Annotated in this window: 6 protein-coding genes and 1 pseudogene; 1 reads left to right on the forward strand and 6 read right to left on the reverse strand. The window is 71.6% G+C overall.

Annotated features, from left to right (window positions below; genetic code table 11):
• From ABZW03_RS06715 to ABZW03_RS06735, 5 genes and pseudogenes are all read right to left on the reverse strand, one after another.
• Nucleotides 1-1,096 (reverse strand): annotated as a pseudogene (locus tag ABZW03_RS06715) (hypothetical protein); the annotation flags it as partial.
• Nucleotides 1,096-2,970 carry an HSP90 family protein gene (locus ABZW03_RS06720; RefSeq protein ID WP_355253283.1) on the reverse strand — a complete coding sequence of 625 codons (1,875 nt, stop codon included), beginning with the start codon at nt 2,968-2,970 and terminating at the stop codon, nt 1,096-1,098. The gene ABZW03_RS06720 and the pseudogene ABZW03_RS06715, both read right to left, overlap by 1 nt.
• Nucleotides 2,971-3,044: 74 nt before the next feature.
• On the reverse strand, nt 3,045-4,133 hold the full coding sequence (locus tag ABZW03_RS06725) for a hypothetical protein (protein ID WP_355253286.1): 1,089 nt from the start codon (nt 4,131-4,133) through the stop codon (nt 3,045-3,047).
• Between the two features lie 93 nt (nt 4,134-4,226).
• Complete coding sequence (locus ABZW03_RS06730) at nt 4,227-5,033, reverse strand: hypothetical protein (protein ID WP_355253289.1); 807 nt, start codon at nt 5,031-5,033, stop codon at nt 4,227-4,229.
• A gap of 147 nt (nt 5,034-5,180) precedes the next feature.
• Nucleotides 5,181-6,623, reverse strand: coding sequence for a glyceraldehyde-3-phosphate dehydrogenase (locus ABZW03_RS06735; protein WP_355253292.1), 1,443 nt, complete (start codon nt 6,621-6,623; stop codon nt 5,181-5,183).
• A gap of 241 nt (nt 6,624-6,864) precedes the next feature.
• Between ABZW03_RS06735 and ABZW03_RS06740 the strand changes: the two genes are divergently transcribed.
• Nucleotides 6,865-9,000, forward strand: a complete 2,136-nt coding sequence (locus ABZW03_RS06740; RefSeq protein WP_355253322.1) for a DEAD/DEAH box helicase — start codon at nt 6,865-6,867, stop codon at nt 8,998-9,000.
• Between the two features lie 77 nt (nt 9,001-9,077).
• Here the strand turns inward: ABZW03_RS06740 and ABZW03_RS06745 are convergent, their stop codons facing one another.
• Nucleotides 9,078-15,176 (reverse strand): hypothetical protein, encoded by a 6,099-nt coding sequence (locus ABZW03_RS06745; RefSeq protein ID WP_355253294.1) that lies wholly within the window; start codon nt 15,174-15,176, stop codon nt 9,078-9,080.
• Between the last annotated feature and the right edge of the window lie 21 nt (nt 15,177-15,197).

Below are 15,197 nucleotides of genomic sequence, written 5' to 3' on the forward strand. Positions count from 1 at the left end.
GCACGCCCAGCGCCAGCGGCTCGGCGAGCGGCGGCTCGACGGCCAGCCGGGCGCGCCGCGCGGCGCCGACCGCGTCGGTGCCGTTGCGGGCGTCGAAGCGGGCGGCCAGCGCGTCGGCCTCGGTGCGCACGTGGGCGAGCAGGGAGTCCACCGTCCAGGCGGTGCCGGCCGGGCCGCTGACCGCGAGTTCGCCGTGGCCGGCCCGGGCGAGCCGGGCGACCAGCACCTCGACTCCGGTCAGGAATCCCAGCCGGGACGCGGGTTCGCCGGTGACCGCGAACAGGCCGCGGTTCTCGGCGAGCAGCTCCAGGCCGCGCGGCTCGTTGCCGGAGAGCGCGCAGAACTCGATGTGCAGCCCGACCGCGTCCAGCATCGCGGCCTTGCCGCGGGCGTAGCGGTAGCCGGCCAGGTGGCCGGAGCGGGCCTCGTCCAGCCGGCCCTGGCGCAGCTGCGCGAGCAGCGCGGTGGCCTGGCTGAGGTAGGGCTCCTGCTCGCAGCCGCTGCGGCCGTCCAGCACCGGGGCGAGCACCTCCAGCGCCCGGGCGTCGTCCCCGGCGGCGAGGAAGTGCTCGGCGCGGGCGCGGGTCTCGCAGGCGTGGCAGTCGCTCAGCTCGGAGCGCGGGCGGGCCGCCCACAGCTCGTAGGCGTCCTGCACGTCGACGCCGGTCTGCGCGGCCAGGTGGTAGCGCTGGGCGTAGTACGGCTGGAGGTCGTGGCCGGCCGCGCGGTAGCGGTCGCGCAGCTCGGTGTGCCAGCGCCGGATCGCGGCCAGCGGGACGTCCGGGGTGTCCAGGAGCGCGGTGGCCACCCACTTGAAGCGCCAGTACACCTGGTGCCGGGCCCACTCGCCGAAGCCGTCCGGGTCGGTGTCCCAGAGCTTGAGGACGCGGGCGAAGACGACCGGGCTCTTGCTGCGCTCGCCGTCGTACTCGTAGGCCTCCATCAGCTCCAGCAGGGCCATCGAGCGGATCCCGGTGTCGTCGAACTGCTCGGCGGCGTCGACAAGTTCCTCGGCGGTGACGGTCCTGGTCCGGCCGTACGGGCGGGCGTCGTTGTCGCGCAGCGCGGCCATCACCGCGTCGGGGGTGTCCAGCATCACGCCTCCTTCGGAGCGTCGTGACCCGGGCCGCCCGCCGCCTCGTGGCCGAGCATCGCGTGGTCGAGCAGGCTGATGAAGGAGCGGTTGAGCAGCGCGGACTCGCTGGCCTTGAGCGGGCGGCGGGTCATCAGCACGGCCTGCCCGTACAGCGCCTCGACGGCGGTGACGGCCAGCTCGCGGCTGGTGACGGTGGCGGCGCGCCGCACCAGCGGGTTGAGGTGGTTGAGCACCAGCTGGGCGCGGGGCACCTCGGCGCGCAGCGAGCCGAGGATGTCGGCCCACAACCCGTCGGCCTCGTCGGCGAGTTGGGCCCGGGTGCGCTCGTGCCGGGCCTCCCGGTTGTCGAGCAGCAGGGCGGGCGCGTTGGCCGGGTGGAAGCTGCGCAGCGCGACGTCGCAGTCGAACCGGCCGACCACCTCGCGGGCGATCGCCAGGAAGGCGTTGGCGGCCAGTTCGGCGGCCGGGTCGACGGTGTCCAGGTGCGCGGTGACGGTGCCCGGGTCGAGGTCGGAGACCGAGACGCCGGGGCGGATCTCGGGCAGCCGGTGCACCAGGTCGTGGTCGTAGGTGTAGCCGCCGTTGACCACGCCGAGCCCGGCCGCGCCGGCGATCGGGGCGACCTGGCGGAACTCCTCGACCGTCCGGGTCACCAGCACCACCGGGTGGCTGCGGGCGAACTCGTCCAGGGTGACGTTGCCGTCGGTGGTCTCGAACGGCAGCCAGGGCAGCATCATCCGCAGCAACTCGTCGTCGTAGCGGGCGAGTTCCTTGACGGCCAGGTGGTGGACGGACAGGAAGCGGTGCAGCAGCGCCGGGTCGCTCGCGGACAGGCCGGTGAGCCAGTCGCGGATCCGGGCGCCGAGCGCGTCCCGGACGGCGGCCAGCGTCTCGTCGGCGTACAGGCCCTCGCGGGAGGCGGTGGGGCGCAGCCCGTCGGTGTCGACCACGCAGCGGACGAAGAAGGCCCAGTCCGGCAGCAGTTCGGGGGCCTGGTCGGAGAGCAGCATGCCCTTGAGGTGCACCCGGTGGCCGTTGCGGCGCGAGGGCGGGGCGGCGTCCGGCAGGACGTACGCGACGCCGCGCAGGCCGACCAGCGGCAGGTCCAGCTCGATGGTGTCGAGCGGGGTGAAGTCGAAGGCGGCGCGGCAGTACTCGGTGAGCGCGTCGCGCCTGGCCAGTGGGGAGGCGTGGCGCTCGGCCCAGGGCGGGGTGCGGTTGACCCGGTGCTCGGTGCCGCTCGCGTCGATCACGGTGACGTCGTGGCGCAGCAGGCTGCCGAAGTCCCGGGCGAGGGTGAGGACCCGGCCGGGGCGGGTCCACTCGGCGGCGTCGGCGCGCGGGGCCAGCGTGACGGTGGTGCCCGGCTCGGGCCTGGCCGAGGCGGGCAGGGTGCGGATGGTGTAGCTGCCGTCGGAGCTGCCGCGCCACTCGATCACCGGGGCGTCCGGGGTGGCGGCGGAGCGGGTGACCACGGTGATCTCGTCGGCGACCACGAAGCAGGCGAGCAGGCCGATGCCGAACTGGCCGATGAAGTCGCCGCGGGCCTGGGCCAGCCCGGCGCCGTCGAGCCGGCCCTCGGCGTCGCGCTTGGAGCTGCGGCCGATGGTGGCGAGGAAGGTGTGGACGTCCTTCTCGGTCAGGCCGATGCCGGTGTCGGTGACGGACAGCTCGTCGTCCGCGCGGACGGTGATCGTGCCCGGCGCCCCGGGGTCGAGGGCGCGGCGGGCGGAGATCGCGTCCACCGCGTTCTGCAGCAGCTCGCGCAGGTAGACGCGCGGGCTGGAGTAGAGGTGGTGGGAGAGCAGGTCCACCAGGCCGCGCAGGTCCACCTGGAAGGTGTGCGCACTCGTCGGGTTGTCGGTAGGGGACACCGGAGGCTCTTTCGATCGCGGGGCGGATGACGGTGGTGGGGTGGACGAAGACGGTGAAGCCGTACCGGTACGGCTCAGCGCCAGGGGGCGGCGCAGCGGTCGCGGTGGGAGCGGAAGGCCTTGACCGGATCGCCCGCCAGGTAGTTCCAGGGGGCTCTGGTCACGCAGCCGTCCAGCGCCTCGAACAGCAGGCGCGCGGTCTTGGGCTGGTCGGCGAGGGAGAACGCCATGGCGAAGGCGTTGAAGCTCGCCTGCCAGCCGCGCACCGGCGTGAAGTCGGGGTGCAGGACGGAGCGGAAGGCCGCCTCCTGCAACCCGGACACCACGGCGGGACTGGTCAGGTAGGCGCGGTCCTCGCCGTCCGGGAGGGCCAGCCAGTGCTCCAGGTGCGCGAGTGCCACCAGCTCGCCGAGGTGGCTGCCCTCGGGGGCGGCGAGCATCGTGGAGCGGGCGAACGCGTGCATCTCCTCGTGCGAACCGCCCCACTTGGCGCTCAGCTGCTGCAACCGGACCCGGTGCGAGCCGGCATTCCCGGGCGACCGGCGCACCGCGGCCTCGAAGCGGCAGGTGGCGACGTCCGGGCCGAGCGAGGCGCCCATGGAGCTCCGCTGGAGGAATCCCCAGGGGGCGTGCCAGGACGGCTCGCGCTCGGCGACCTCCAGCAGCTGCTCCTCGGCGACGTCCAGCCGCTCGTGGAAGACCTTCCACCGCTCCTCGGTGACGTCCTTGGCCCGGGCGCCCGTCCGGGCCTCCCAGCCCCAGACGACGTGCCGGGCGCCGGACAGCACCAGCAGCAGCGTGTCGTCCGGGGTGTCGGCCAGCGCCCGGGCCGTCCACTGCTCGACCCGGGGCACCTCGGATATCGCCCCGACCAGGAAGGACAGGTCCTCGCCCCCGGCAGCGGCGGCCAGCGTCGGGCGCAGCGCGGCCCAGTCCCCGTCGGCGGCCTGTCGGAGCGCCAGGCGCACCGACTCGTCCCCGTACGCCGGGTCGAGCCGCGGCTCGGCGGCACCGGCCGCGGCGGGCGATCCGGTGCCCCGCCGGCCGAAGCCGAACCCGAACCCGCGCCGCCCGGCCCGGTCCTGCGCGCCCTCCCCGCCGGAGCGGCGTCGGAACAGCGGCATGTGTCTGGCCCCCTCGAACGTCATCGGCATCTTTCGCATGGCCGCACTGTGGCCATGGGATAGGTAGATATCACGGCCGACTGACATCCGTTTGCCCAGCCCAGCGCCCCGCCCGTGCGGGAGGGGGTGGTCTCAGCCCACGCCGAGCCCCGCGTCCGGCGCCTTCCCCGCCTGTGCCTGCTCGATCCGCTGGACCAGCATCACCGCGAACCTCCGGGTCGCCGGCACGTCCACCGGTCCGCCCTCGCTGGTCACGCTCGCCACCACGGTGCCCGAGCGCACCACGATCCCGACGCCCTCGCCCTCGGCCAGCGGCCCCTGGAAGGCCTGGCTCTCGCTGCCCAGCGCCGGGATGTCGACCTTCTTGAACGGCCCCGCGGCGTACGAGGCGTAGCTCTCCTTCAGCCGCTGCGCCGCCGCGTCCCGGCTGGGCAGGGTGTCCACCAGGAAGCGGACCACCACGTCCCCCGAGGAGAACCGGACCGAGCCGCTGAGCGGCTTGCCGGCGCAGGAGGCCGCGGCGGCGCCGGTGCAGGTGACCTTGTGGTCGGCGGTGTCGACCCGGCGCTTCTCCTCCTCCCACCCGGCCATCGCCCTGGCGTCCGGCAGCACCTGCGCGACCACCTTGTCGTCCAGCAGCGCCGCCTCCAGGTCCCCGCGCGGCGCCTCGGGGGCGGCCGGGGCCGGCGCGGACGCCGGCGCGGAGGCGGCGGGCGCAGCCGTACCGGGCGCGGTCGCCCCGGCGGCCGCCGGAGCCGGTGCCGACACGGAAGCCGCCGCCGGCGCCGTGGCCGCCCCCGTCACAGCCGCCGCCGACCCCGACGCGGACGAGGCCTTCGCCCCCTCGGCGCTCTTCGACCCCCCGGAGGAGCACCCGGCCAGCACGCCCGTCAGCACCCCGGCCGCCGCCACCGCGGCGAGCACCCGCCGACCACCCATCCCCGTCGCCTCCCCAGTCCTGTCAGTGAGCCCTCAAGATAGCGACCGCCCCGCCCCCGAACACCGGCGGGGCGGTGACCGCCCCGGTCACCGCCCCGCCGTACTGCTCGATCGTCCTGCCCTACCGGTGGATCCGACCGCTGTGGATCAGACCGCCGGGACCGGGAAGGTCGGGTACTCGACGCCCGAGATGTACTGGACGACCCGGATCACCTGGCACGAGTAGCCGAACTCGTTGTCGTACCACAGGTAGAGGATCGCGTTGTCGCCGTCGACCTTGGTCGCGCCGGCGTCCACGATCGAGGCGTGGCGCGAGCCGATGAAGTCGCTGGAGACGGCGTCGGGCGAGTCGATGAAGTCGATCTGGCGCTTCAGCGGCGAGGTCAGCGAGACGTTCCGCAGGTACTCCAGGACGTCCTCGCGGTTGGTCTCCCGCTTCAGCTGGAGGTTGAGGATCGCGATGGAGACGTCCGGCACCGGGACGCGGATCGAGCTGCCGGTGATCTTCGCCTCGAGGTCCGGCAGGGCCTTGGCGACGGCCGAGGCGGCACCGGTCTCGGTGATCACCATGTTCAGCGGCGCCGAGCGGCCGCGACGGTCGGCCTTGTGGTAGTTGTCCAGCAGGTTCTGGTCGTTGGTGAACGAGTGGACGGTCTCCACGTGGCCGCGGAGCACGCCGTACTCGTCCTCCATCGCCTTCAGCGGCGGGACGATGGCGTTGGTGGTGCAGGAGGCGCAGGACAGGATCTGCTCGTCCGGCTTGATCGTGTCGTGGTTCACGCCGTGCACGATGTTCGGGACGTCGCCCTTGCCCGGGGCGGTCAGCACGACCTTGGCGATACCGGGACGCAGGTGCTTCGACAGGCCCTCGCGGTCGCGCCAGCGGCCGGTGTTGTCGATCAGGATCGCGTCCTTGATCCCGTACTCCGTGTAGTCGACCTTGGTCGGGTCGTCGGAGTAGATCACCGTGATCTCGTTGCCGTTGGCGATGATCTTGTTGTTCGCCTCGTCGACGGTGATCGTGCCCTGGAACTGGCCGTGGATGGAGTCACGGCGCAGCAGCGAGGCGCGCTTGACCAGGTCGTCGCCGCCGCTGTTGCGCACGACGATGGCCTTCAGCCGCAGGCCGTTGGCCGAGGCCTTCTCGACCAGCAGCCGGGCGACCAGCCGGCCGATCCGGCCGAACCCGTACAGCACGACGTCCTGCCCGGACCGGCGCTCCAGCTTGTTCTCACCGGTGGCGCCGACGACGGCCTGGGCGGTGAACTCCGCCACCGACAGGCCGCGGTCGTCCGCCTTGTACGTCGCGGCGAGCATGCCGAGGTCGATCTGCGAGGGGCCGAGGTCGAGGGCGGTCAGGGCCTCCAGGAACGGCATCGTCTCGGTGACCGAGAGCTCCTCGCCGGCTATCTGCCGGGCGAAGCGGTGCGTCTTGAGGATGCTGACCACCGACTTGTTCACCAGGGAACGGCTGTGGCACAGGACGGTGACGTCCCGCTCCCGGTGCAGCCGCCCGATGATCGGGATCATCGACTCCGCGATCTCCTCGCGGTTCTTCCAGTCCGTGAACACGTCGTCGTTGACAGTCACAAGTCCATCTTTCGAGCTGAGGGTGTTGCCCACATGGTAGCTTCGCCCACCCGCGCCCCGACCGCCGGTCCCTCCCCGCCCCTCCCCAGGGTCACAGAACGGGCCGCCGGTGGTCCGGAACACACAGCCGCCGCCCACCGCCCGGGCCTCGAGTGATCATCCGGGCCAGTACAGTGAAACGCACTGCCCGGCCGCGCGGACGGGCCGCGGGCGCGAGGGGGCCGGGGTGGCGACGCTGGGCATGCACCGGGACTTCCTGATGGAGTTCGCGGCGCTGGAGAAGCCGGTGCAGCGGCGGGTCTTCGAGACCTTCGAGAAGTTCACCGGGGCCACCCACGCCGGCGTGCACCTGGAGAAGCTCACCCACCAGCGGGACCCCCGGATCCGGACCATTCGGATCACCGACTTCTGGCGCGGGGTCGTCCTCAAGGCCGACCGGGGCGACGGTTACCTGCTGCTGAAGGTCCTCCCGCACGACAAGGCCAACGACTGGGCCGCCAAGCACCGGGCCTCGGTCAACGCCGCCACCCAGGGCGTCGAGATCCGCAACGACGTCGCGCTGGAGCGCGCCTCCCGGTCACTGAAGGCGCTGGCCGCCGACGAACCCCGGAGGCTCTTCGCCGACCGCTCCGACAAGGTCCTGCGCAGCCTGGGCATCGAGGAGGAGATCCTGCCGATCATCCGGCTGCTCCCCGACGAGGCCCATCTGGAGGCGCTCCACCGCGTGCTGCCGGAGCAGCAGTTCGACGTCCTGGTCGGCCTCGCGAGCGGGATGGAACCGGCCGAGATCGACCGCGAGATCGTCCGGGCCTACGTCCGGGCGGCCGCCCCGACGAGCGTCGAGCAACCGGCCGACGGCCTGGTCTCGGCCATGGCCCGGGCGCGTGGTCGGGTCGCCCTGGTGTCCGGGCCCGACGAACTGCTGGAGATCCTGGAACGCCCCTTCGACGCCTGGCGGATCTTCCTGCACCCCGCCCAGTACCGGGTCGCCTACCGGGAGTCGTACAACGGACCGGCCCGGGTCACCGGCGGCCCCGGGACCGGAAAGACGGTGGTGGCCCTGCACCGGGCCTCCCACCTGGCCCGCCGGCTGCCGGCGGACGCGCCTGACGGATCGATTCTGCTGACCACCGCCTCCGAGGACCTCGCCGCGGAGCTGGAGCGCTGCCTCGCCCTGCTCGTGACGGACCGGCGGATCCGGGCGAAGGTCCGGGTGGTCACCGTCGACGCGCTGGCCGCCGAGGTCCTGCGACGCTCCGGCGGCGGCGCCCCGTCGAAGGTCCTCTTCCAGCAGCACGCGATCCTCGCCCGCTGGGGCCGGGTCGCCCGTCGGATCGACGCCGGGTTCACCGATCTGTTCCTCGACCAGGAGTGGCGGCAGGTCGTCCTGGCCCAGTCGATCGAGAGCGCCGAACAGTACCTGCGGGCGCCGCGTACCGGCCGGGGCCGGGCCATCGGGACGGCGGAGCGGGCCCGGCTGTGGCGCGTGGTGGCCGCATTCGAGGAAGAACTGCGCCGGGCCGGGGAGTTAACGTTCCTCCAGGTCTGCGCGCGGGCCGCGCGGGCGCTCGACGAAGCGGACGACCGCCCGTTCCGGCACGTGGTGATCGACGAGGCGCAGGACCTGCACCCCGTCCAGTGGCGGTTCCTGCGCGCGCTCGTGGCCCCCGGGCCGGACGACCTGTTCCTCGCCGGCGATCCGCACCAGCGGATCTACGGGAACAAGGTCTCGCTGCGCTCGCTCGGCATCCAGGTGGTCGGTCGTTCCTCCCGCCTGCGGGTCAACTACCGGACCACGCAGGAGATCCTCAGCTGGTCCGCGTCCCTGCTCACCGGCGAACGCCCGGACGACATGGACGGCGGGGAGGACTCGCTGGCCGGCTACCACTCGACCCTGCACGGCGCGCACCCCGAGGCCCACGGACACGTCGACAAGGCCGAGGAGATCCGAGCCCTCGTCGCCCGCGTCAAGGACTGGACCGCCTCGGGCGTGAGCCCGGAGGACATCGGCGTCGCCGTGCGGACCGTCCGACTCGGCCGCGACATCGCCCAGGCCCTGGAGCGGAACGGGATGCCCGCCCACGTACTCGGCGACGCGACGGCCCCCGGCGTCCGGGTCGGAACCATGCACCGGATGAAGGGACTGGAGTTCCGCTGCGTCGCCGTGGCGGGCGTGAGCGACGGCCTGCTGCCCCTGCCCGGCGCGATCACCCCGGAGGAGACGGACCCTCTGCAGCACCGCGAGGACCTGAGCAGCGAGCTGAGCCTGCTCTTCGTGGCCTGCACACGCGCACGGGAGGCCCTCCTCGTCTCCTGGCACGGCGCACCCAGCGCCTTCCTCGACCCGGTCATCCCCACGCGGTCGCCCGCCCGGTGACACGCCGGCCGCCCGCAGGTCCTCCGCGAGGAGCGCGGGTCGCCGCACGGTGTGTGCGGCGACCCGCGGGGCATCGGTCAGTCGCCGTGGACCCGTTCCCAGCACGCCTTCAGGACCGGTTCGAGGTGGTGCCGGCCGTCCGCTTCGACGTCGAAGACCTGGAGCGTACGCAGCACGGCAAGCGCATAGGCCACGCTCACCGAGTCGTCCTCCATACCGGCGCCGATCGCCACGTGCAGATCGTCGAGAGCCATGCCGTCCGGCGTCATGAGCTCCAGGACGGCACGGTACGCGACCCACTGCGGCGTGCCGGGGATCAGTCCGGCGTCCGTCAGGAAGCCCTTCGAGCCCTGGCTCTCCTCCAGCTCCGCTACCACCTGGCTCAGCGCCCGCTCCCCGTTGCGCCCCTCGTCGAGCGCGGCGGACAGCCGGTGCACCAGGACGGGCCAACCACCGGTGCTCTCCCCGAGCCGCTCCAGCTGTGATTCGGAGCTGAACACCTCCTTCTCCTGGGCCCAGGCGCGCAGCCAGTCGGTCGTGCACCTGCGCAGTGGGATCACATCGATCTCGACCCCGTGCTCCCGACCGTCGCCGAGGGCGGCCTTCCAGACGACCTGCTGGTCGGGCCCGGCAATGACGACTGCGGAGCGCGTGACGCCGGACGCGGTCGGGACGCGTCGGACGGCGTTCTCCAGAGTGGCCAGACACCTCCCGTCGTTGGGGCCCTTCACCGTGAGGTCCGACACGACGACCCGTTCCTTGCCGGGCTGGCCCAGGACGAGCTCGCGCTCGTAATCGGACCACTTGGACACCTGGGGAACCTCCCACCCCGTGGTCTCGGCCACCTCCCGCAGCGCGCCACTCACCCGATCGATACCGGTGGCGACGCTCCCGAGCACCAGTCGGGCCTGGTTGCCCATGCCGGGAAGCACGTCGGCGATCTGATTCGTGGTGAGCGGCGAGTACGAGTAGCCGTCACGTGACAGGTGGCGCGCCTCGAACTGACTGAAGTGCTCCGCCACCTTCCGGCGCGACGCCTGCTGCAGCTCGGCCTCCACCATCTCCAGGTTGCCGATCCTGCTCAACGCGTTGGCGCTGCGCAGGTGCCAGCCGCGGTGATCGGGATCCGGCGCCAGCACACCGAGTCCCTCCATCTCCGAGAGGTAGGCCCGGAACTGGTCCGTGTCGAGGTTCTCGAAGCCCTCGGGCCACCAGTACGTGCATTCGTCCCTCAGCCCGGCGTGGTTCAGCGCCGCGTCCAACCCGTAGTGGTGGGCGTGGTGGGCGACGACGTTCGCGATCACGTTGTAGCGGGAGTCCAGCCGCAACGTGTCGTGGAATGCTTCGGTGATGCTGGCCCTGAGGGCTCGGTCCGACTGGACCTCCTCCACGTCTGCCCTGGTGATGACGTAGGGCGGTCCGGACTCCACACCGGTCCGCTTGGAGTGCATGCCCTGGACCAGTCGGTGCCCGAACATCTGGAGCAGGAACGGCTGGTACGAGCAGTGCCCAAGGATGCGGTGCACCAGCGCGGGGTCCTCGAACTCGTAGCCGAGTACCCCGAGCGGCTCGATGAGCAGACTCACGGCATCCTGCGGCCGGAGGGGACCGATCACCCTGGGACTCTGCGCGAGGTGGCTGAACGGGCTGTTGACCGCGACCTTCGCGAACCGCTGCACCGAGTGCAGGCCTGCGAACACGACCTTGACCCGGTCGTCCACGCCCTCGCCCAAGTCGCGCAGGCGCCGGGTCTCCGTGAACTGGGGGGAGTCGGATTCGAAGAAGCCGTCGGCCTCATCGAGCATGATCAGCAGCCCCCGCTTGGAGTCCTCGTGGAGCCACGCCTTCATCCCCGTCAATACCTGCTGGTAGCTCAGCACCGCATCCGGCTTGACCTTGCGCGTCAGAATCAGCGCGTCTCGTTCGACCAGCTGCCGACCGATCCGGTCCCACACCATGGAGGACGGCGCGTTGGTCCCCGTAAATGTCGAGTCGAGCGAGAGCAACAGGCTGAGTCGCGAGTTGGGGATCTGGGCCTGGTACTTGCGCCCGGCCGCTTTCAGCAGTGCCGACTTGCCGAGACCCCGGCCGCCGAACACCACCTGGTCACCCTTGGGATGCTGAACGGAGGCCAGCTCCTCTCGGCGGCCGAAGAACATCTCCTCGGAGACGGGGGCCCGTTTGCCCATGACATACGGGTTGACCGCGGAGAACGGCAGCAGGACCCGCATGGCGGAGTCGAGACGCTGGTTGCCGCAGGCCGCGAGATGGGCCAGCGCGGCATCGTCCAACACCACGATCGCCCGCCTCCTCTGGGCCCCCTGAGTCGCGAGCGCGGTACGGTCACGCACCGAGAGAGTGCCGAAGTAGGCGACGAGCAGGCTGTCGTCATTGGGATCCTGTTGGATCCAGGACATCAGCGTCTCGGCCGAGGGTCGGTCCCACACCAGCATGACGCGGAGGCTGCCCCGTAGGCCCGAGCCGAAGTCGGGCACCAGTGCCGACCCGGTGTAGTCGACCGAGGGGACGTCGAGGAAGCGGTAACTGCCGGAGCGCGGCTGTTCGACGCGCTGCGGCCCCTTCTTGCTGCTGTAGCCGATCAGTCGGAGAGCCGGCATCAGCAGCTCGCTCTCACGGACGCCCTGTGTACGCGCGCTGCCCTTGCGGCCCGCCAGGTCGGCCCACCCGTCGAGCGCCTGAGCGGTCTGCTCCGCGATCTCGGGTGACAGTCCCGAGTAGTCGAGTGCCTCCAGCTCCAGGAATCGCTTCCGCTGGCGTACGGCCTCGATCAGCCCCCGGGAGATACCCGTCGACGCCAGCTCGGTCGGCACCCCGGGGAAGAAGGCCGCCAGACTCCGGTCCGTCGTGCGTGTGTCGGGGATGCTCTCCCCGTTCACCAGGTGCGAGATGAGCTCATCGGCGGTGAGCAGGTCACCGCTGTCGATCAGCTGCTCCACACGGTCCTGGTCGTCCGGACGCAGTCCGTCGATCGCGTGGAGCCGGGTGCGCAGCGCGGCGGTGTGACTGGCACGCGCCCGGTTGAGCTCGCCGGAGAGGGCCTCGAGCTCCCGCCTGACACTTGCGAGGTCGCAGTCCGGATCCGGCACGGCGTCCTGGATCCGGCGTTCGAGCACACGCTCGCCGTCCTCCGTCAGGGCCCCGTCCACCCGAGCACGCCGAAGGGATTCCTCAAGACCCTGACGGAGCTCACGCAGTTCCTGCGCGACCCTCCTGCCGGTCTCCGAGACGAGGCCCGACAATTCCTCCGACGGCGGGCTCTGCCCGCCGAGACCGGGAAGCTGTCGCCTCGTCCAGAGGTCAAGGAGTGTTCGCGCGGTGGCAAAGTGCTCGTCCTTCACCTGGGCGCGCACCGCCTCCTCCCAGGAGAGTTCGCCGGCACTGGCGAGCTCGGCGGCAGGCGTTTCCGCGTAGCGAACCGTGCCCGTGGTCGGGTCCACCACGGCTCCGGGCACCTTGAGGAGCTCCGCGTAAAGGGCCAGCTCCGCGGTGAGCTCGGTGCCGTCGAGCCGGGCGTCACCGGCCAACAGGTCGAACGTCCGGGAGAGCAGCGCCACCGTCGCCTCCAGGGTGGCGACGGCGACGGAGTCCACGGTCACGGCTTGCTCGCGCACCTCCCTCAGGACGTCGTCCCGGAGGCCGAGAACGACGAGGCGCATTTCCTGGACCTGGTCGGCGCTCCAGTCCCGATCACGGGCACCGAGCGCCTGAGCCAGGCGGCACCACCTGTCGACCACGGCCAGCCGGTCGGCCGTGTGCCGCAGAATGTCCTGCTTCGTCGGCCCCTCCAGGCGGCTGCGGGTACTCGGCGACATGAACTCTCGGTCCGCGCGTTCCAGCGTGTCCTGGATGACCGCCGGCTCCCGGAGCTCGTTCACCTTCCGCGACAGGGCATCGAGGCCGCCACGGTCGTCCTCGACGGCCTGTCGCAACAAGGACCCGATCAGGCCCTTCTCCGGGTCCCACCAATGGCGGACGATCTTCTGGCCTCGTGGGAAGCGGACGCTCGGGATCTGGTCGAGTCCCTGCTTGCAGTCCTCCCGAGCGTCCTCCAGGGCACGCTCCAACTCGGCCGAGTCACGCGCCAGGGCCAGCGGCGGCGAGTGCACCAGAAGCGACTTCAGCGCACGTTGGGCCACTTCGTCCGCCACCTGCGCCAGACTGAGCGGCAGCCCGGTGGAGATCCTACCGAGCTCAGCGCCGGCCTCGGAGTCGCCCGTGACGAGCACGGCCCGCAGGAGCGCGGCGGTGGCCAGCGCGGCGTCGGGCCGACTCGCGGCGAGGTCGCCGAGGTCCGGGCCGGCGAGCAGGGTTCGAATCCTCGAAACACTCTCGCTGCTCGTCGAACGTGCCGCCTCGGCACAGGCGGCGAGTTGAAGGACTGTGATCCGCCTCTTCGGCTCACCGAGGCTTTCGGCCAATGAGGCGGCCAGGCCGTAGCGTTGGGCGGCAATGAGTCGGGCGAGGGACGAACGGGATTCCGAATCCACGTCGGACGCACCCTCAGCCGGTTCGAGTCGGTGGCCGCGGGCCGACGGGACACTGGGAGTGTGGCCCGAGCCCGGATCCGCGGACGTGCTCGCCGACGCGGGCACGGCGGGTACCAGTGACAGTTGCTCAGCCGGAGGCGGCTCGGGAGCCGCCACGTCCGCCACCTCGGCATCGGGTACGAGGGCGGTCGGCTCGTCATCCGCAAGGGGAGCATCAGGCGTCACCGGATCACCATCGGTCCGCACGGAATCGGCGACAGCCGTGGTGGCCTCGACATCGGACAGGGGTACCTCATGTCCGGACGTCGACAGCTCGGCAGCCGCCCGCGCGTCCCCCACCGGGTCGTCCGCACCGCTCGGCTGTAACACCAGTTCCTGGTAGCGGCCGGTCAGGTAGGCGAGCGCACGGCTCTTCGACGCGGTCTGGAGCAGGCTGATGATCTCAGTCGGCTCCAGCTGGACTCCGTGCGACTCCACCAGGGCCAGCAATGCGTCGAGCGCCTCGGCATCCTCCCGGTCGGACTCACCCCAGTCAGCGGTACCCATGAGGACGCCAGCTCGATCGCAGGCGGTCTCCAGGTCCGGGGTGAGTGCCACTCCGCCCGGTCGGCACGACAACCGGGCCACGTCGCGGAGTCGTTCGCGCAGTGGCGCCGAGGTGAGACGACGCACCACTGCGTCGGTCTCCCGGACGCAGCTCGCCAGGTCGACCGTGGTGATCACAGCCCCGTGCGCGCGCAGGCCACGAACCGCGACGTCGAACGCCGCGGCCACCTCGGCCAACGCCGCCAGATCGGCATCGGCCGGACGGGACTGCTCGGTGATGGCGGCCATGGTCCGCCGAGCCGGCTCGACAGCCGCCCCGAGCACCTCGATCACTCGTTGCAGTGCGACATCGAGCTGCGGTGCATCCGCGGTGGCGGCGGGGTCGTCCTCTGGAATGACCGTTTCGACGGAATCCACCGGCTCCTCGAGGCCGGGTTCGGGCGCGTCCGGAATCTCTTGCTCCTCGTCGTCGCCTCCACGGACGGAGGTCCTTCGCGGGGTCGACTCCACCATTCGCTGGGCCGCGGCACGAAGGGCCTCGAAGGGGATCCCCATGTCAGTGATCCAGGGTTGCAGCAAAGCCCAGGACCACAGCGGAGCATGCGCGACGCTCGCGTCCAGGGACGACCAGACGCTGAGCCGCAGCAGAGCGGGGCTCCACCGGTGCGTGAGCGGCCGTGTGGTGTCCTCGGAGACTCCTGCGACATGCCTGGAACCCGCCCACGCCACGTCGGGGAAGAGCGGTTGGGTCAACAGATGAGCGGCATGGTGGGCACGCTGTCCGTCCGGATTCCGCTGCATGCGCGTCAGTACGTCACGACACATCGCCCGGTTGACCCTGGCCCCATCGATCGGAATCCTGAGCGCGCTCAGGAGGCTGCGCCGACCCTGCACGGGGATGGAGTTGAGGGAGTGCTCGATGTCCGCCTCGGTGAGCCGCGAGATCGCGACCGTCAGCGGCCCGGGCTCACCCGACCAGACGTCGTCGAGGACCGCGGAAAACGCCTCAAGGAGCTCGGCCAGGTCCGTGGAAGCGCCCCCGGATCCCGAAGGATCCATGTCGAAGAGCGGCGGGTTGCTCTCCGTGCCCGGGACAGCACGCGGTTGACGGGGCAAGGTCATGCAGGCTCCTGTCAGGGGTGG

This window comes from Kitasatospora sp. NPDC004799, from assembly GCF_040609095.1.
In the GTDB taxonomy this organism is placed as follows: domain Bacteria; phylum Actinomycetota; class Actinomycetes; order Streptomycetales; family Streptomycetaceae; genus Kitasatospora.